This window comes from Halanaerobium sp., assembly GCF_003070835.1.
In genome coordinates, this window is sequence record NZ_QBLR01000051.1 from 1 (window position 1) to 18,638 (window position 18,638).

Below are 18,638 nucleotides of genomic sequence, written 5' to 3' on the forward strand. Positions count from 1 at the left end.
GGAAAACCTGGTTATGGACTTTATGATCGCGCTTTAGGAGCAACTTATCTGAATGGACTCTGGGAAGCAATTAAGAAAAGCAGTAAGTAAAAAGAAAGGAGAGAGATATGTTAACACTTAAAAAAGAAGAATTAAAAGATCAAGCTCAGTGGGAAGATGCGGGAATTAATCCACCGCAGTTTGACTATCAGAATTTAATAGATAACACAAAAGAAAATCCAGAATGGGTGCATTTTGGTGCAGGCAATATTTTTAGAGCCTTTATCGCCCGTCTGCAGCAGGAATTACTAAATGAAGGAGAAGTCGAAACAGGTATCATAGCTGCCGAAGGCTTTGACTATGAGATTATCGATAAAGTTTATCAGCCGGCAGACAACTTAAGTCTGGTTGTTAAGATGTCAGCTGATGGCAATTTAGATAAGACGCTGCTGGCCAGCATTACTGAAGGTTTAAAGGCTGATTCACAGTTTGAAGAAGACTGGGAAAAACTTAAAGAAGTCTTTAAAAATCCGAGCTTAAAGATGGCGAGTTTCACAGTGACTGAAAAAGGTTATGCTCTGGATAATATGGATGGTGAATTTTTCCCCTTTGTCTTAGAGGATTTCAAAACTGGACCTGAGGGAGATCTAAATCACCTGATGGCAAAAGTAACAGCTTTAGCCTATGAGCGCTACAAAGCAGGTGCTTATCCCTTTGCCTTTGCCAGTATGGACAACTGTTCCCATAATGGTCAGAAGTTAAAAGATGCAGTTTTAACTGTAGCTGAAAAGTGGGTGGAAAATGAGCTGGTAGAAAAAGAATTCCTGGGTTATTTAAGTGATGAATCAAAGGTTGGTTTCCCCTGGTCAATGATCGACAAAATCACTCCAGGACCAGCGCCAGAAGTTCAGGAAAAACTTAAAGAAATTGGTTTTGAAAATACAGAGATTGTAAAAACAAATAAAAACACAGAAATTGCAGCTTTTGTTAATGCAGAAGCACCTGAATACTTAGTTATTGAAGACAGTTTCCCCAATGGTAAGATTCCACTTGATAAGGCAGGAGCAATCTATACTGATCGCAATACTGTAAATCAGGTTGAGACCATGAAGGTGACTACCTGTTTAAATCCACTTCATACAGCAATGGCAGTTTACGGCTGTCTTTTAGGACACACTTCAATTGCAGAAGAAATGGAAGATCAGGAAATCAGAGCTTTAGTAGAACAGATTGGCTACAAGGAAGGCCTACCGGTTGTTGTAGATCCAGGTGTGCTTGACCCTAAGGATTTTATTGATGAGGTAGTTAAAGAAAGACTGGTTAACCCTTATATTCCTGATACACCTCAGAGAATAGCTAAGGATACCTCCCAGAAAGTTGCAATCCGCTTTGGCGAGACAATTAAATCCTACCGTGATGCTGAAGACTTAGATCCAGCAGATTTGGTTGTAGTACCTCTCGCGATTGCAGGCTGGTTAAGATATCTGCTGGCAGTAGATGACCAGGGCAAGGAGATGCCTTTAAGTTCAGACCCAATGCTGGATGAACTGACACCTCAGTTAGAAGGTATTGAGATTGGTAATCCAGATTCTGTCGGAGATAAACTGCATAACATCTTAAGCAACGAAAAACTGATGGCAGTTGACCTTTACGAAGTTGGTCTGGGAGAAAAAATCGAAGGCTACTTTAAAGAAATGATCGCAGAAGAAGGTGCAGTGAGAAAAACATTAAATAAATATCTTCTGTAATTAAAAAAGAGATTAATAGTTATGAAGGAGCCTGGTTAGCTGTAATCGGGCTCCTTTTTGCTTATAAATTATGCTGATCTGCTTCATTTATCAGAAACATTATGTTATATTAGTTTTAACTTGGGAAAATAAAATTTATAGAAGGTGATTTAAAATGACAGCAGGCAGTATTTTAGAGGTTGAAAATTTAAACTTCAGTAGAGATGGTAATGACTATTTAGACGACTTTGAAATAGAGGTTAAAAGTAAAAGTATTCATTCAGTGATCTTTCAAAATGAAGAAAGCAAAAATAAGCTGCTTGAGTTTTTAAAAGGTGAAAGTGACTGTGGAGAGGGAGAATTAAGATTTAAAAATAAGAATCTCAGCCAGCAGGAGCTGCAGGAACTGGGGAGAAAAACTTTTTATTTTATCAATCAGTATTCTGCTGTTAATCCGGAAAAAGATCCCCTTGGAATTTTTAAATTTAACAAAAAAGGCGAGTCGGGAAACAGGTCAACAGTTTTCCCTGAGATGACAGTAGCTGAAAATATATTTTTTGGTAGAGAACCCATAAAGAAATTTTTGTTTTTCAAATCAATTGATAATGAAAAAATGTTTGAAGAGACTTTAAGACTATTGGAGCTGCTGGAAGTAAAAATTTATCCAGAACAGAAAATGCAGGAATTAAGTCCGCTAAAAAAACAGCTGGTGGAGCTGCTGAAGGCTCTATCATTTGGAACAGAGCTCGTTATTATTGATCAGGCAGTTGTGGAGCTTTCTAAAAAAGAAAAAGGACTATTTTTTAATTTCATGCAGATTTTGAAGAAAAATGAGATTACTATTATCTATTTTACCAAAGAAATTGAAGAAGTGTTTAGTAGCTCAGATCAGGTAACTGTATTAAAAGAAGGCAAAAATGTTGGCACAGTAGAGGTTTCAGATATAGAATATAATGAGCTGGCCCTGCTCTTAATGGGGAGATAGAAAGATAAAATTAGCTTATAAAAATAGAGGAGTTTGATTAATGACTGATTTTTATCCAGTTTTAGAACAATTATTGTTGATGGGAGTTTTAATAGCGCTTGGCTTTTACTTAAATCGCTCAGGTAAAATTAAACAGGCGGCAGAAAACGGAATAGCTGAACTGACAATAGATATTGCCTTTCCGGCGCTGATTTTTACCAATATAGTAAGAGATTTTGATCTCAGCAGGTTGAGGCAGTATTTGATTGTACCGGTTTCAGCACTGATTATTACTGTGATTTCAATTTTTATAATTTTAATTATTAGTCGCAGTCTGGGATATTCGAGAAGAGAACAGGAAGAGTTTGCTTTTGTTACCGTCTTCAGCAATAATATTTTTGTAGGAGCACCAATTTGTCTGGCGCTTTTTGGAGCCCAGGGCCTGATTTTAGCAATTTTATATGATTTTGGCATGCAGCTAATCTTATGGACTGTTGGGATCTGGCTATTAAAAGACAGCGGTCAGAATGCAGAGAGTCATTTTCTGGCTAATATCTTTTCACCTCCAATTGTCGGCCTTTTACTTGGTTTAGTTGTTGTCTTCAGTGGAGCAACTATGCCGGAAGCAGTAATTAATATCACTGATAGTATTGGGGCAATTACTGTGCCGCTGGCAATGATTTTCATTGGCTTACAGCTTGCCAAAAGCACCTTTGCTGAGGTGATGGGCAACAAAAAGGTCTATTTACTATCTTTTTTGAGGCTTTTATTATTTCCTGCCTTAGTTTATTATGGTCTGGGACTTTTTCCGATTCAATCTCTATTAAGAAGTGTAATGACAATTCTGGCTGCAATGCCTGTTTTTGCAAGCTCTTCGGTTATTATGGAGAAGTACGGGCATCAGAGTGCATTTGCTTCTGCAGCAATTTTTGCAACTATCGTTTTTATGGCAGTTACTCTGCCGGTGTTTATCTGGCTGGTAGTTTAAACAGGCTAAGCACTTAGCAGGTCTGTATTTTGAGTTATATTTAGTCAGAAAAATAACTTTAATAAAATCAACTGTAAGAAGTAGAATTAAGAATCTGTATAAAAATAAAAAACTAGGATAATTAAACCGAGGTGAAAGAAAGTGGTTTCAATAAATGATGTAGCAGAAAAAGCAAATGTGTCAATTTCTACTGTTTCCAGAGTCATTAATCAGAATGCTAATGTTTCACGTGAAAAGGAAAAGGCAGTTTTAAAGGCTGTTGATGAACTAGATTATATTCCAAATGGGCTGGCCCAGGGGCTGGTGACTAAAAAAAGCAAATCAATTGGAGTTCTAATTGCTGATATTGCCAACCTCTATTATTCTTATCTGGTTAAAAGTATAGAAAAAGAGCTTAGAGCAGCTGGTTATTACGCCATAATTGGAAACACTGAATGGGATTCCAAAAGAGAAAAAGAATATATGCGGCACTTAATGCAGCGGCAGGTTGATGGCTTTATTCTCGCCTCAACATCCTTAAACTCTTCTTATTTAAATCAACTAATAAAAAAAGATATTCCACTGGTAGTTTTAGATCGTGAGCTTGAATCAGATAAAATAGATAAAATTAGAATCGATGACTATAAGGGCGGCTATCAGGCTGCAGAACATCTCATAGAATGCAACTATAATTATTTTATTCACCTGCAGGGAGCTGAATTCACAGTCACTGCTGCAGATCGAGCGCGAGGTTTTAAAGATTGTATGCAGGAAAATAATGTTGATCAATCTGACTATAAAGTTATTTCTTCATCTTTTGTAGAATCAGAAGCAGCTCAAAATATTGCTAAATTTTTAGATTCGAAAAATCTTAAAGATAAAAGGATCGGGATTTTTGCAGCCAATGATGCAGCTGCTTTTGGGGTTTTAAAAGAACTGAAAAAAAGGGGGATAAATGTTCCCAAAGAGGCTGGAGTTGTTGGCTTTGATAATGTTAATTTTGCTGAATACTCAAGTCCAGCTCTGACAACTATCAGCAGACCAATTGATGAGATTGGAAAAATTTCTGCCCGGATATTACTGGAGAGATTAAATAAAGAGGAAAATGAAGAAATAGCAGAAAAGGACATAACCCTTACTGTAGAATTGATAAAAAGAGAGAGTACCATGAAATTATAAAATTATTAATTTGGATAATGTAAAAAAATTAGATGTTATAAGCGAAAACACTTTCAAAAAATTTAGGAGGAATAATAATGTCCTTTCAGGATGAAAATTATTTATTAAGAACTGAAACAGCAAAAAAATTATATAGAGAAGTGAAAGAATTACCAATTATTGATGCTCATAACCACGGAGATATTAAAGAAATAATTGATAATCAGGGCTGGAATGATATCTGGGAAGTTGAAGCAGAAACTGATCATTATGTCTGGGAACTAATGAGGCGATGTGGAGTTGAGGAAGAAAAGATAACAGGAAAAGCAAATAATAAAGAAAAATGGTTTGCTTTAGCAGAAGTCTTTCCTGAATTCATAGGGAATCCAACTTATGATTGGATTCATTTAGATTTGAAAAGAAGATTTGGGATAGAAAAGTTAATTTCTAAAGAAACTGCTGCAGAAATCTGGGATCAAAGCAAAGAAATACTTAAGCAGGAAAAAATGAAACCTCAGCAGCTGCTGAAAGAAATGAAGGTTGAAATCATGTGTACCAGTGATGATCCCCGCTCTGAACTAGAATATCACAAAAGGGCTGCTGAAGAACTGGATCAGATTAAAATTCTTCCCACCTGGCGTCCGGATCCTGCATTTAAAGTTGCTCAAAATGAGAACTGGAATAACTTTGTAGATGATATAACAGAAATGTATAGCGAAGAGAGCAATACACTTAACGGGTTTTTAGCAGCTTTAAAGGGATCTCATGATTATTTTGCAGAACAGGGCTGTTTATCGACTGATCATGATTTGGTTTCACCTTATACAAAAAAAGTTGCTAAAAAGAGAGCAGAAGAAATATATAATAAAGCAAGAGAAGAAGAGCTTAATCAAACGGAAGTATTAGATTTCCAGGCTTTTTTAATGGAATATTTTGTCGACTTAAATAAAGAAAAAGATTGGGTTATGCATTTACATATCGGTGCTGTCAGAAACTACAGTGATAAATTAGATGAAGAGCTTGGAGCTGATGCAGGTGGAGATATCTGCAGACAGGATTTAAATATTGTTGATAATTTGAGATATTTATTTAACTTAATGGATGGAGAGCTGGATTCAGTACTTTACTGTATGGATCCTGTTTATTTAACAACAATGGCTTCAATTGTAAGAGCTTTCCCAAATCTTTATATGGGGGCTGCCTGGTGGCTCTCTGATACCGCTGCTGGGATTAGAGAAAACCTGGAGTATACTGCCAATGTAGATTTATTAACAAAACATGCCGGTATGGTATCCGATTCCAGGAAAGTGATGTCTTATGATTCCAGAAATGAAATTTTCCGCAGAGTGCTGGCAGATTATGTGGGAGAGCTGGTGGAAGTTGGTCAGGTTCCAGAAGAACTGGCAGTTGAATTAGTTAAAGATTTAAGTTACAGACGACCTAAAAAAATGTTTTTTTAAAGTATTAATGGATATAAAAATCTCCTCAAAAAGCTTATTGATTAATATAAAGCTTTATGAGGAGTTTTTCTTTATTAAATATATTGTTTTTGTAATTAAAACTACTGGTTTAGATAATATTTTTTTCTTTTTTTAGAAGAATTATTAATTTTATTAATGAGCTCTAAAGTCTTGATTCCTTCTTCAGCTTTGATTAGATTTTTATTATTATTATTTATTATAGCTTGATAAAAGGACTCTATCAGTTTTTGGTGGCCGTAACCCCAGTAAGCTTTGTATTTACTTTCTTTTTCTTCACTAAACTGTTTTATTTCATTTTCTTTTTGAACAAAGAGCTGGTCTCCAAATAAGCGTAAACTCCCTTTTTCAAAATCAACAACTATTTCTACCGGACTGTTGGCAGAAAAACCATTAGTAGCATAAAAGATTCCAACAGCATTATTTTTAAAATATAAGGTTGCATCAGCTGTATCTTCAACTTCTATAATATCTTCTAAAACTCTAGTGTCTATATTTCCTTTGACTGCTTCAATCTCTCCTCCAAACCACTGTATTAAATCCAGCGTATGTATAGCCTGATTAATTAGAACTCCTCCCCCTTCAGTTTTATAATAGCCTTTCCAGTCATCTTTGAGGTAATAGTTCTGATCTCGGTGCCAGGTAACAATACCTTTTATTCCTTTTAGCTCACCGAGTTCACTGGAGTCAATAATTTCTCTGGCACGCTGAATATTTTCATTAAATCTATTTTGAAAGCAGACTCCTAATTTAGCACTGCTATTTTGATCAGCTTTAATAACTTTTTGTGCTTCTTTATAATTTAAAGCCAGCGGTTTTTCTACGAGAACATTAATTTCGCTGTTTAAAAAATCGATTGCCATTGAGCTGTGCAGAAAATGTGGGGTACAGATATGGACGGAATCCAAATTTTTATCCAGTAGGTCTTTATAGTCAGTTAAATATTTACAATTATATTTTTCAGCAGATTTTTTAGCTCTATTTTCTTTTATATCAACTACATATTCCAGCTCAGTATTATCCGAATTTTTGATTATATCTGCATGAACCTGATGAATATTTCCACAGCCGATAATTGCAGTTTTCAATTTTTTCATTTATATTTCACCTTCTAATTTTTTTAGTCTAAACTTTTAAACCACAGCCCGAATATTAACTTGTTGAGTTCTGAATTTCAGGCTGTGGTTTTTAGTGTTTTAAGTTTTAGATCAGAATTAAAGTTTAAGCACTCTGACGGCTTTTTTCTATTGCTTCTTGAATTTCAACCATTCTCTTATCATCGAGTTCATAGAATTTCATGGCAATTAGCGAAGCAATCCAGGCAGCCAGCAGAGTTCCCACAAATAAGAACATCGTTACCATAAAGATATCATCTGAGTAAGGAGTATTTATATCCGGGAAAACCTCTGTAAAACCAATTGCTGCCACAGCTAAGCCGACAACAGACTGGGCTAAAGAAGAGATCAGCTTATCTACAAAGGAGAAAAGGGTTCCGATTACTCCAGGAGCATAACGATCATTTTTATAAGTCTCATAGTCTGTTACATCCGGAATCATTGGAATAACCAGTCCTCCAGAGACTGTTCGCACACCATAGCCGATAATGTAGAGAGCTAAAAAGCTGATTGTCATTAGATTAAAGTTTGATAAGCTTATCTGACTTGCATCTCCGAGCCAGAGCAAAAAGAACATGCCGCTAAAGAGAATAATACAGAGCCAGGTCGCCACTACATAAGCTTTTTTAGTACCAGATTTACGAGCCAATTTGGTACCAAAATAAACAATTATTAAACTTGGGATTAAAGTTAACATTGCCATTTTACCATACATTCCATAGTCACCAATAATGATTCCAAAAAGCATAACCATAACAATGGAATTGCCAGAAATACTCTGCCCCAGTTTATCCGTAGAAGCTGCCACAACAAGCATCTGCAGAGGACGGTTTCCTTTTAAAATACCAAACATTTCTTTAAAACCAATTTTTTTGTTCTGGCCACCTGAACCAAAAAACTCTGTTCTGTCATGGGACCAAATTCCGGCAACTGCCAGTGCAGTTAAAATTCCAGAAAAAATAATAATAGTTATTCCAAATTCATAAAATAAAGTTTCGGTAAAGCCACCGTGTTTGGGGACCAGATAGTTTGATACATAAACTGCGGCTCCAGAAAATAGAAGTGAGGTATAACTAATATCAAATAATGAGAATAGCGGTCTCTGATCTGGATCATTGGTCAGGGCTGACTGGCCTGATTTTGTACAGGCAGTTTGAAATGTATAACCAATTATATAAATTACATATAATAAAGCCCAGTAGATTAAACTAAAGGCTTCTGGAACTAAATGAGTGGTAAAAAACATAGTTAAGACAGAAATAGACATAATAGAGTAGCCAACAATCATAAAAAGTCTAAACTTGCCAAATTTACCATCTGTTTTATCTATTAAGAGACCAATTATTGGGTCAGTAATTCCATCAAAAAAGCGGCTGCCCGCAATTACATTAGAAACCAGAACTGTTCCCAGACCTACAATTCCAGAGGCATAGTAGGCAACATACATCATTAAGAATAAAAATACATTAGTAGCACTATTATTGGCTGCAAAGGCAGCTATCTCCCAGGTTTTAGCTTTTGTATACTCAAATTTCCCTTCCGGCTCAACTGCTGTTTCTAATCTTCCAGTGTTCATTTATTTTCCCCCTGTTTTTATTTTTTTAAAAATGTTCTAGTTTTTAAACCAGCCACCATAGCCTAATTCTTTTAGATTATCTCTAGAAGTTTCAAGACAGGCAAAAGGATCTCTGCCATACTGGTCATCCTGCTCAATCAAGAAATATTTTGAACCACTTTCCAGTCCAGCTTCAATGATTGCTTTCATATCAAGATTACCTTCTCCAACTTCTGCAAACTGCACAACAGCTTTAAAGTCCTGCATAAACTGCTCCATATCTCCAGTTTCTAAACTGCTCTTATCAAGCTCTCCAATCCGGTAATCTTTTAGATGAAGAAGTGTAACTCTTCCATCATATTTTTTAATAAAATCTACAGGGTCTTCACCACCACGCTGTATCCAGTGGACATCAAGCTCAAAACCGATGTGAGAAGTATTATCCTTGATAATATCTAATAAGTATTCACCCTCAAATTTTTGAAACTCAACATGATGATTATGATAATATAGTTTGATATCATGCTCAGCTAATTTTTCAGCTACAGCATCAGCTTTTTCTACAAATTCAAGGGCTTTTTCTTTACTACCCATCAAGCTTAAGGGGAGCATACCCATTCTCAAGAAATTACAGTTTAATTTTTTGCAGTCAGCTACAATTTTATCGAAATCATCTTTTAAAGTTTCACCTTCCATTCCCGGCATCATGGGCTCTAGATTAGCAGATAAAGCTGCCACTTCTAAATCAAAGTCAGCTAGAGATCTTTTGAGCTCAGCCACATTTTCTTCTGTCATTGGAATTTGAGAAACTTCAACACAACTGTAGCCTAGCTCAGCTATTTTCTGCATCGTTTTATAAATACCAATCTCTTCAACTTTTTCTTTGAGCATCATCATTTGGACACCAATTTTTCCCTTACTCATTAAAAATCCTCCTCTATAATTTCAATTCAAAATTACTATATTAATTATTTGTTTTTTCTGCTTCGATTTTTTTATTTAATTCTTCTAAGAATAATTCTTCGTCAATTGGAAGTTCTACCTCTTTGTCAAGCCAGCTGGAGAGATGAATAGAGTTTGCCACTGTAACCCCGTTAATTCCTTCAGCACCTGGGGCCAACAATTCTTCTCCATCCAGAATATTTGCAGCAAAGTTGCGCATAACATTAGGATGCTGTTCCTGCCAGTTGCTTTCGAATTCAATTACTTCCTCTGTATACATTTCGTCGGTATCTCCACCCTGAACCAGATTATATACCTCCATCATTGTCATATTATCGCTCATTTCCTGTTCTGATTTAACAAGGCGTTTAATAGTAACTTTTTTGCTGTTATCTACGATGATTTTTCCTTTGTCACCAAAGAGCTCAAAGCGATCGGTACCAATTGGATCATGGGTGCAGGTAATAAAACTGCCTGTTGCTCCATCACCATAGTCAAATAAAGCGGTTACTTCATCTTCAACTGCAATATCTCTTTGATAACCATATTTAACATTAGAATATACTTTTTTAGGCATTCCGCAGATCCACTGCATTAAATCAATCTGATGAGGTGCCTGATTAACTAAAACACCGCCACCTTCTTCGCCCCAGGTTGCTCTCCAGGCACTCTGATCATAATAGCTCTGTGGTCTCCACCAGCTTGTGATAATCCAGTTGGCTCGACGAAGGTCACCAATTTCTCCATTGTCTACAATTTCTTTAACTTTCTGATAAAGCGGATTTGTGCGCTGATTAAACATGATTGCAAAAGTTAAATCAGGTTTTGAAGCAGCAAATTCATTTAATTCTTTAACCTGTTTGCTGTAAACACCAGCCGGCTTTTCTAATAGAGCATGAATATCTCGCTTTAAAGCCTCAATTCCCATCTCTGGATGCAGATAGTGGGGAACTGTAGTTACAACTGCATCAACTTCTCCGCTTTCCAGCATTTCTAGATAATCTTCATAAAAAGGCAGCTCAGGATATTTTTCTGCAGCCTCTTCTTTTTTAGCAGGATCAATATCACAGAGAGCAGCAAGCTCCATTTGTTCTATTTTTCCTTCATTTAAAAATTCTGCGTAATAGGAACCCTGAGTTCCAAAACCAATAATACCTAATCTTACTTTTTCCATAGTATCTCTCCTCTTAATTTTTTTTATTTACTTCTGCTTTAATTTCAGTCATCAGCTGCATAAATCTTTTTCCATACTCTAGATAAGTATTATATTTTGCTTTTTCTTCTCCACTTTCAGCCTGATCATGATAGACAGCTCCCATGTGAGGCTCAATAGAAAAACCGCCGTCATAGCCATTTTCTAAGAGATCTTTAATTATTTTTTTAACCTGGCCATCACCCTGACCGGCAAATTTGTAATCCATCTCCGGGAAAATTTCTCCTGTGTCTTCTTTAAATACACAATCTTTAATATGTACATAAGCAATTCTATCTTTGAGCTGCTGATAGGCCTGCCAGCTGGTCTGCTTTTGGTAGGGCTCAGACCCCATTTTATTATCTGCCATTACCGGGTTGCCTGTATCAAAGACTATTTTAAAGTTTGGAGAATCAATTTCGTTTAAGAGATAATCCATATGTTGATAAGACTGAGAAAAGTAATTCATACAGTTTTCATGGACATAGGTAATACCTGCATCTTCACACATTGCAGTTAGTATTTTGAGTTCAGAAATTATCTTTTTTTCTAATTCTGGATTTCTGGGAGCTAAATCCCGGGGAATACCAAAACTCATACCTCTGATCATTTTTGTTCCCAGTTTCTTCATTCGGGGAATAGCTCTTTTTAATTCCTCTCTACTCTCAGTAAAAGACTTCTCATCACGAGGATCCTTTCCCCAGTTGGCAACTGCACTGCCAAAACAGTTAATTTTAATTCCGGCAGCTTCTAATTTTTGATAAACATCTTCAAATTTTTCTTCACTGATTTCAGTAATATTAGTACCATCAATATTTCTTGACTCGATATATTGCCAGCCTAATTCTTTAGTAACCTGAATTTGTTTTTCTATTGAATCAGCTGCTTCATCAGCGAATCCTGAAAAATACAATAAAATCCCTCCTCATTTAAATTACCTGATGATGCTAATAATTTTTCATCAGTTCAATTAAAATTTCAATTATTCAATATTGTAAGACTATTATAAAATATTATATAGTATATATCTTTAGCTATATTGCTTTAAATATTTCAAATCTTGTTATATAATTGTTTTAAAAGTGGAAAAGGAGAAATTAAATTGAAAAATATTATTAGAAGTTTTCCAGCTGAGATTACTAATCTGGGCATATCAAGTCAGGATTTTAATATTAATTATGCACGGACTATACCAGGTGAAAGGGCAGAATATTACGAACTGCAGATTCATGATTTATATGAGATTTATTATTTTATTGAAGGTGATGTTAGCTATCATATTGAAGGACATGTTTATCAGGTTAAGCCTGGAGATACCTTATTAATAAATAATAAGGAAATGCACAAACCAGTATTTAACTCTCAAAAAGAATATGAGAGAATAACAGCTCATTTTGCTCCCTGGTATTTTTCGAAATATAATAGAGATGATTTTAATATTTTAAAATGTTTTGAAAATCGTAAATCCGGTTATTTCAATTTGATTCCCGCTCAAAGAGCAGAGAAATATAATATCGATAGTTATTATGAGCAGATTAAAAGCTATTTAGCAAAAGAGGAGAAGGGTAAGGGAATTATGCTGGAAAGCCTTTTTGTTCAACTTCTGTACCTTTTAAACAAAGCTTTTGTTAAAGATGATAAATTAAATGAAGGCTCAATCGAATATAATGAAAAAATAACTAAAGTAATAGAATATATTAATAAGAATTTGGAGAAAAAATTCAGTCTTGACGACATTGCCAGGGAATTTTACTTAGATAAATATTATCTATCCCACCTGTTTAAAGAAAACACAGGCTTTTCAATTATTCAGTATATTAATTATAAAAAAATAATGAAGGCGAAAGAACTTCTGGCCCGGGATTACAGCTGCAGTATGGTTGCCGAAAAATTAAAATTTGGAAACTACTCTCATTTTTACAAACAGTTCAGCAAAGAAGTTGGGCTTTCTCCTTCAAAATATCAAAAGAAAAGTTTGCTTTAACTTTCTAAGCAGATCTTTCTCTGTTAATCTAATTCAAAAGAGGATATTATCTCTAAGTCTAGAATTATAGAAAAAGTACTGCAGTTTATTTGATCTTAATTGTTCTAAATTGCTGGGGGTATAAATAATGAAAAATTTTTTTAAAGAAGAAAATAAGATTATAATAATTTATGTAATTATCGGTTTTGCCTGGATATATTTTTCAGACCGACTTTTACTTGTTTTAACAGGTGATTTGGAGCAGTTTAATATCCTTCAGTCTTTTAAAGGTGCCTTTTATGTTCTGGCAACTGCAGTTTTGCTTTATTTACTAATTAAACGCTATGCTGATAATTTAAAAGAACAAAAAAGCGAGGTTAATTCTTTAAATGAGGAGTTAACTGCATATAATGAAGAGCTGCTAGCAATGAATGAGGAACTGGACCAGTCTTTAGATGAGTTGAACGAATTAAACGAAAAGTTTATTTCAATGATTAATCTGGTTTCAGATCTGGATAAGCAGAACAACTTAGATCAGGTTGAATTTCTGTCACATTTATTAAAACAGGCAGTTCAAATTGTGCCGGAAGCTGATTATGGTAAGGTATATCTGATAGAAGATGGAGTCTGCAGATTTGTTGATGCTGTGGGTCATGACATTGAAATTTTAAAGAATCTAAAAATCGATCAGAAAAGTTTATTTCATTATGATGAAAAAGGTATTTTTACTTCTGAGCAGTATTCAATAAATTTAGATAAAATCCCGCGAAAACATCAGGAGGAATTTGAAAAGGCTTTAAAAGAAATTAAAGATTCTCTGTTTATCAATATCAATGTTAATGAAAGTGTTGTCGGCAGAATTTCTCTGGATATAGCTGCCGAAAGCAGTGCCAAATTTAGAGATACCACCAAGAAAGTTCTTCAGTCTTTTGCAACTTTAGCTTCTTCCTTTTTTGCCTTTAAGCGATTTGATAAACTGCAGGGAGAATTCACTAAAGAATTAATTTCATCTATAATTCAGATTTTAGAAATTTATGATAGTTATACAAAAGGTCATTCAGAAAATGTAGCTAATCTGGCAGCGGGGGTTGCGGAAAAATTAGGGCTTTCCCGCAAAATGGTTGTCGATACTTACTGGGCAGGAATGGTCCATGATATCGGTAAACTTTTAGTTCCGGTCAGTGTTTTAAATAAAAAGGGAAGACTTACAGAAGAAGAGTATCAGCTGATTAAAAAACATCCGGTCTGGGGAAGCCAGGCTCTTGCAGATTCTGCTGTTTTAAAGCATATTTCAAAATATATTTTATATCATCATGAGCGCTGGGATGGCAGCGGTTATCCTGAGGGAGTAAAAGGAGACAGGATACCACTGGTCTCTCAAATTATTGCTGTTGCTGATGCCTGGGATGCAATGAGATCAGAAAGATCTTATAGAAAGTCCTTAACAAAAGAAGAGGCACTGGCAGAGATTGAAAATAACAGAGGCAGCCAGTTTTCACCTGAGGTTGCTGATAAATTTTTAGAACTTGTATCAAAAGAGAATTTTTCTATCAAAAATTCTGCGATAGATTCCCGAAGCAGCAAATCTTCTCTCAGTTTTAACGAAGATTATTTTGAATATCTTTTTGAAGAAAGTGCAGAAGGAATTGTAGTCTTAGACAGTGAATTTAGAATAAAAAAAAGCAATCAGTATTTTTTAGATATGTTTGATTATCAAAGGTATGAAGTTTTAGACAGACACATTAAAGATGTTGTGGTTCCTGGAGAAAAAAGTGATGAGACTGAAAAGTTTATGGAGCTTGTTAAAAGTGGGGAAAGAGTTAATGCCAGGTCATTTAGAGAAGACAGTAGTGGCGAAAAAGTAGAAGTTTCTATCCAGGGTTTTCCCATTTCACTGGCCCGAGGGAAAACAGGGTATTATATAATTTATCAGGATATAAGCGAATTTAGAGATTTAGAAAGAAAATACTTTAATTCACAGCAGAAATACAGAGCCTTATTTGAAAACGAAGATATTATTATTCTAATTATTGACCCCGAAACAGGTCAGGTAGTTGATGCTAATCCAGCAGCTGAAAACTTTTATGGCTGGAGCAGGACTGAATTGAAGTCAAAAAAGATATCAGAGATCAACTGTTTAAGTCCAGCTGAAATAAAGGCAGAAATGGAAAATGCTAAAGCAAATAATAAAAATAGATTTTTATTTAAACATCAATTAGCCTCAGGTGAGATTAAAGAGGTTGAAGTTTACAGTCAGCCGATCAATTTTTCAGAAAAGGAATATCTATATTCGATAGTTCATGAGTATAATAAAAAGGCAGCAAGAGAAGCAGAATTAGTTAACTAAGTTACATTTATTATAATTTATTTAGCTAACAAGGACTTTTTTAGTAGATAGAGAATTATATAATTACAGGAGGTCGATATTATGAGAAAAATTCTGGTAGCTGTTGATGGTTCTAAAAGTGCTCAAAAGGCTGCAAAGAAAGCTGCAGAGCTTGCTGAAGATTTAAAGGCCGAAGTAACCCTGATTCATGTTTACGCGGAATCTGCTCAGATTCCAGTTAACCAGTTTAACGAAGTGGCCTCTTATCTATCTGCAGAAACAATGGAAGAGATTATGTCTCAGCAGGAAGATACAATAAAAGAAAAGAGGCAGAAAATACTTGATGAAGATGCTGAGTTTTTTGAAGATAGGGGTATTAAACCTGAAAAAGTACTGCTTCATGGTGATCCTGCAGATGAAGTTTGTGATTATGCAGAAAAAAATAATTTTGAGCTGATTATAGTTGCTGATAAAGGGCACGGCAAGGTAGAGCGCTTCCTGCTTGGCAGTATTAGTGACAAGATAGTTAGACATGCGAAGACTTCAGTGATGGTTGTTAAATAAGAAAAAATATTTAATTGAATAACTGTTAAGAATTTATGACTCCCCTTTAATAATAATTTAATTAAAGGGGAGTTTTTAGATATTAAAAAAGTTTTGAGTAAGTGAGTAGAAAAACTAAATTTAAAAGATGTCGATTTATAAAGAATGATGTTTGATAATATTGGTGAAAAAGAATATAATTATATTAATAAAGTTATTAAATGCTATAAAGTCTAAAATTTAGCTTCAATATAAAAGGAGATATCAAATATGGAAGAAATCGAAGGTAAAAATAATAAACTTCCTTTAAACCCCAACAATATTATTATAAATAGAAAAGACGAATATCTTGATAAAGTGGAAAAAAGATCGACACAGCTCTTCTTGATTGCTAAAAATGACAACCTTGAGGTTATCAAACAGCATATTACAGCTGATAAGACTTTTCAGATAGCAGCTGGAGAAGAGAATAGTTTTGAGCTTTTTTATATTTTAGAAGGAACTGTTGCTTCTGAGGATGAAAAAATTACTTTAGAAGCTGGAGATTCAATTACTGCTAAAAGTGGTGAAGAAGAAAAATATTTTAAGACTTTAACTGAAGTAACTTTGCTATATATTTCGTCTACACCTATTTTTGCCAGTGAGCAGAAAAGAATCAATGAGTTGCTATCATTAAATGAAAAAATTGCAGATAAAGATACTGAAACTCATGATCACTGTGATCGCCTGCAGCGATTAAGCAGACTAACAGCAAAAGAGCTTGACTTGAGTGAAGAAAAATTATTTAATTTAGGTTATGCTTCCTTTCTTCACGATATTGGTAAGGCAAAAGTGCCGAAATCATTATTGCAGAAACCTGGAAGATTAACAGAGTCAGAATGGGAGATTATGAAAAAACATACTGAGTGGGGAAAAGAAATCATTTTAAAAAAAATTAATAACAAACATTTTAAAAAAGCAGCAGAAATCATCTATCAACATCATGAGCGTTTTGATGGTCAGGGATATCCTCAGGGTTTAAAAGGAGAGGAAATAATGGTTGAAGCGCAGATTTTAACTGTGGTTGATGCCTATGATGCTATGGTTTATGAAAGGCCCTATCAGAGGGCTCTTACAAGAAAAGAGGCTCTGGCAGAAATTAAGAGAGAAAAGGGTAAACAGTTTGCGCCACGAGCTGTAGAAGCATTTTTGAAAGCAGAAAATAAATTTATCATGAATAATTCGAAATAAAACCCCTACTGTTTAATAGTAGGGGTGATAAATAAAAAAATTATTTTCCAGCGACTAAAATCGGATTATTTGGATGATTAGGATTTCCTTTGTCATCATCTTTATCAGTTTCCTTAGCCTTATCATTAACCGCATCCATAAAATGAATTTCTCTGTCACCATCTTCATTTTCGACGAGGATTTCAACTCCAGCTGCATTATTAGGAGCCTTACCATCTAGCTCTTCTGCAAGTACCGCTGCTGAAAAAGAAACTAACATCACCATTACGATTGCTAAAACTACTGATTTTTTAAACATTTTTTTTGCCTCCTTTTGTAACCCGGCTATCTCTTTTTGAGACCCGTGGCTTTGTGTCTCCATCTCCCGATGGATTTACCCCTACTGGAGGAACAGAATAAAAAGTTTTATTTTTTTGAGAAACAAAAATCCTGTTCCTGCTTCGGCAGCCAGGCAGCCATAATCAACAAAAAATTGATCTTAGGCTCCAGAGCTTTGCGCCCTTTAGCTTTCGCTTAAAGGTTACCTTTTTCGTGACTGGAACAATGAAACTATATACTAAGAATAGCATAATTTTGAAAAAATATCAATATTCAGTTTTTTGAAAATCAAAAAATAATTTATGTAAGATATTTTTTTGATTAAATTATTATTAGGCTCTCCTATAAAATGAACAGATTTATTTTTAAAAAATATTTAAATTTGTAGAGTTAAGGAGCGATAAAAATGACCAAATCAGGGTCAAATGATAATCAACAAAAAGATAGAGAACGGGAAATGGATGAAGAATGTGGGAAAAAGACAGCATACTATAATAGCCGCTGTATTGAACGAGTGAGAACTGATGTCTCTGATTCTAAACGGAGCAGATTATATATAAAAGCAATAATTTATGCAATTGGGGGTAATCTTTTATTAGCAGTTATTAAAGGAATAGTGGCCTGGCTCTCAGGCAGTAGTGCTGTCTTTTCTGATGCAGCAAACTCCTTATCAGATGCGCTCTACAGTATAATTATGGGAATCGGGCTCTATGTATCCCAGCGTCCAGCTGATGAAACACATCCTCAGGGGCACAGTCAGTTTGAACCACTGGTCAGCCTCTTTATTGCAGCAGCTATGGCTTCTGCGGGAATTGCTGCAGTCTGGCAGAGCATTCAAAATTTTCTGGGGCAAACAGAGCCTACAGCTCTGGGATGGACATCTTTGGTGATGGTGATAGCTATTGTTGTAAAATATATAATGTATTATCTTGTTTCCGGGATTGGAGAGAAAGTATATAGCCCGGCTATTCAAGCCAGTGCTCGGGATAATCTGGTTGATATTATAAGTACAACTCTTGCTCTGATAGGTGTCCTGGGATCCCACTTTATCCATCCATATTTAGATCCCATTGCTGGTCTTATTGTAGCTCTTTGGATTTTCAAAGCCACCTGGGAAATCACCTGGGAAAATGTAGGATATCTTATCGGTAGAGGAGCTGATCTAGAATTAACTGAAAAAA

At 35.0% G+C, this 18,638-nt stretch carries 17 protein-coding genes and 2 riboswitches; of the genes, 11 read left to right on the plus strand and 6 right to left on the minus strand.

Annotated elements, in window-relative coordinates; genetic code table 11:
* The 6 genes from CI949_RS07430 to uxaC all read left to right on the plus strand — a co-directional run.
* The coding region (locus CI949_RS07430) for a mannonate dehydratase (protein ID WP_290764747.1) at positions 1 to 90 on the plus strand (90 nt) is incomplete at its 5' end.
* Positions 91 to 107: 17 nt separating this feature from the next.
* Positions 108 to 1,727, plus strand: coding sequence for a mannitol dehydrogenase family protein (locus tag CI949_RS07435; RefSeq protein ID WP_290764721.1), 1,620 nt, complete (start codon positions 108 to 110; stop codon positions 1,725 to 1,727).
* A gap of 154 nt (positions 1,728 to 1,881) precedes the next feature.
* Positions 1,882 to 2,691 carry an ATP-binding cassette domain-containing protein gene (locus CI949_RS07440; protein WP_108140952.1) on the plus strand — a complete coding sequence of 270 codons (810 nt, stop codon included), beginning with the start codon at positions 1,882 to 1,884 and terminating at the stop codon, positions 2,689 to 2,691.
* Between the two features lie 40 nt (positions 2,692 to 2,731).
* Complete coding sequence (locus tag CI949_RS07445; protein ID WP_108140954.1) at positions 2,732 to 3,658, plus strand: AEC family transporter; 927 nt, start codon at positions 2,732 to 2,734, stop codon at positions 3,656 to 3,658.
* Between the two features lie 141 nt (positions 3,659 to 3,799).
* Positions 3,800 to 4,816 (plus strand): LacI family DNA-binding transcriptional regulator, encoded by a 1,017-nt coding sequence (locus tag CI949_RS07450; protein WP_108140956.1) that lies wholly within the window; start codon positions 3,800 to 3,802, stop codon positions 4,814 to 4,816.
* A gap of 77 nt (positions 4,817 to 4,893) precedes the next feature.
* Positions 4,894 to 6,255 (plus strand): glucuronate isomerase, encoded by a 1,362-nt coding sequence (gene uxaC / locus CI949_RS07455; RefSeq protein ID WP_108140958.1) that lies wholly within the window; start codon positions 4,894 to 4,896, stop codon positions 6,253 to 6,255.
* Between the two features lie 101 nt (positions 6,256 to 6,356).
* Here the strand turns inward: uxaC and CI949_RS07460 are convergent, their stop codons facing one another.
* From CI949_RS07460 to CI949_RS07480, 5 genes are all read right to left on the minus strand, one after another.
* Positions 6,357 to 7,370 carry a Gfo/Idh/MocA family protein gene (locus CI949_RS07460; RefSeq protein WP_108140960.1) on the minus strand — a complete coding sequence of 338 codons (1,014 nt, stop codon included), beginning with the start codon at positions 7,368 to 7,370 and terminating at the stop codon, positions 6,357 to 6,359.
* Between the two features lie 124 nt (positions 7,371 to 7,494).
* Positions 7,495 to 8,964, minus strand: a complete 1,470-nt coding sequence (locus CI949_RS07465) for an MFS transporter (RefSeq protein ID WP_108140962.1) — start codon at positions 8,962 to 8,964, stop codon at positions 7,495 to 7,497.
* A gap of 36 nt (positions 8,965 to 9,000) precedes the next feature.
* A complete protein-coding gene (locus tag CI949_RS07470) occupies positions 9,001 to 9,867 on the minus strand; it encodes a sugar phosphate isomerase/epimerase (protein ID WP_108140964.1) in 867 nt (288 codons plus the stop codon).
* A 40-nt stretch (positions 9,868 to 9,907) separates the two neighbouring features.
* A complete protein-coding gene (locus CI949_RS07475) occupies positions 9,908 to 11,059 on the minus strand; it encodes a Gfo/Idh/MocA family protein (protein WP_133530176.1) in 1,152 nt (383 codons plus the stop codon).
* A gap of 13 nt (positions 11,060 to 11,072) precedes the next feature.
* The gene (locus CI949_RS07480) at positions 11,073 to 11,990 is read right to left on the minus strand and encodes a sugar phosphate isomerase/epimerase (protein WP_166637128.1); all 918 of its coding nucleotides are present in this window, start codon (positions 11,988 to 11,990) and stop codon (positions 11,073 to 11,075) included.
* 189 nt (positions 11,991 to 12,179) lie between these two features.
* On the opposite strand from CI949_RS07480, the gene CI949_RS07485 reads away from it, so the two are divergent.
* The 4 genes from CI949_RS07485 (at position 12,180) to CI949_RS07500 (ending at position 17,139) form a co-directional block, all read left to right on the plus strand.
* Complete coding sequence (locus CI949_RS07485; protein ID WP_133530174.1) at positions 12,180 to 13,061, plus strand: AraC family transcriptional regulator; 882 nt, start codon at positions 12,180 to 12,182, stop codon at positions 13,059 to 13,061.
* Between the two features lie 127 nt (positions 13,062 to 13,188).
* Complete coding sequence (locus CI949_RS07490; RefSeq protein ID WP_290764737.1) at positions 13,189 to 15,387, plus strand: HD domain-containing phosphohydrolase; 2,199 nt, start codon at positions 13,189 to 13,191, stop codon at positions 15,385 to 15,387.
* An 81-nt stretch (positions 15,388 to 15,468) separates the two neighbouring features.
* The gene (locus CI949_RS07495) at positions 15,469 to 15,930 is read left to right on the plus strand and encodes a universal stress protein (RefSeq protein WP_108140972.1); all 462 of its coding nucleotides are present in this window, start codon (positions 15,469 to 15,471) and stop codon (positions 15,928 to 15,930) included.
* Between the two features lie 249 nt (positions 15,931 to 16,179).
* Entirely contained in the window at positions 16,180 to 17,139 is a 960-nt protein-coding gene (locus tag CI949_RS07500) for an HD domain-containing phosphohydrolase (protein WP_290764741.1), read from the plus strand.
* A gap of 40 nt (positions 17,140 to 17,179) precedes the next feature.
* On the opposite strand, the gene CI949_RS07505 is transcribed toward CI949_RS07500, so the two are convergent.
* The gene (locus tag CI949_RS07505; protein WP_290764743.1) at positions 17,180 to 17,437 is read right to left on the minus strand and encodes a hypothetical protein; all 258 of its coding nucleotides are present in this window, start codon (positions 17,435 to 17,437) and stop codon (positions 17,180 to 17,182) included.
* Positions 17,438 to 17,450: 13 nt separating this feature from the next.
* A riboswitch (cyclic di-GMP riboswitch) is annotated at positions 17,451 to 17,527 on the minus strand.
* 51 nt (positions 17,528 to 17,578) lie between these two features.
* Positions 17,579 to 17,674: riboswitch (cyclic di-GMP riboswitch) on the minus strand.
* Positions 17,675 to 17,863: 189 nt separating this feature from the next.
* On the opposite strand from CI949_RS07505, the gene CI949_RS07510 reads away from it, so the two are divergent.
* On the plus strand, positions 17,864 to 18,638 hold a 775-nt coding region (locus CI949_RS07510; RefSeq protein WP_290764745.1), incomplete at its 3' end, for a cation diffusion facilitator family transporter.